The organism is Mesorhizobium sp. M8A.F.Ca.ET.181.01.1.1 (assembly GCF_004792025.1).
In the GTDB taxonomy this organism is placed as follows: domain Bacteria; phylum Pseudomonadota; class Alphaproteobacteria; order Rhizobiales; family Rhizobiaceae; genus Mesorhizobium.
The window spans coordinates 1-343 of the sequence record NZ_SRTV01000129.1 but is presented as its reverse complement, the minus strand read 5'-3'; the positions used below and the strand labels follow the sequence as shown (position 1 = coordinate 343).

General features: G+C 55.7%; 1 protein-coding gene. It reads left to right on the top strand.

Features of this window, described 5'->3' with window-relative positions; all coding sequences use genetic code 11:
- Positions 1-237 (top strand): CopD family protein (locus EN824_RS33890; protein ID WP_189522278.1); only part of this gene is annotated, 237 nt, incomplete at its 5' end.
- Positions 238-343 lie beyond the last annotated feature (106 nt).

Below are 343 nucleotides of genomic sequence, written 5' to 3'. Positions count from 1 at the left end.
GCTTGCGGCCTGTGGCTTTGGCTTGTTGTGGGAATCGGACGAGGGCAGGGATGGATTCATGCGAAGGTCGGCGTGGTCGTGTTGCTGGTGATTTATCACGCTTACTGCGGTGTGTTGCTGCGGACTTTTGAACGCGGGCAAAACCGTCGCTCGGATAAGTGGTATCGGATGTTCAACGAACTGCCGGTGCTCGGAATGCTGGCTGCGGTTGCGCTCGTCGTGATCAAACCGTTCTGATTTCTACTCCTGATTGATGGCTGCATCTATGCGGCCAGGTTTAAGACATTTCCGAAACGTCGCGCGGATTTTTCGTTACGCTTGTCAGGTGAGCGGCCACTCGCGC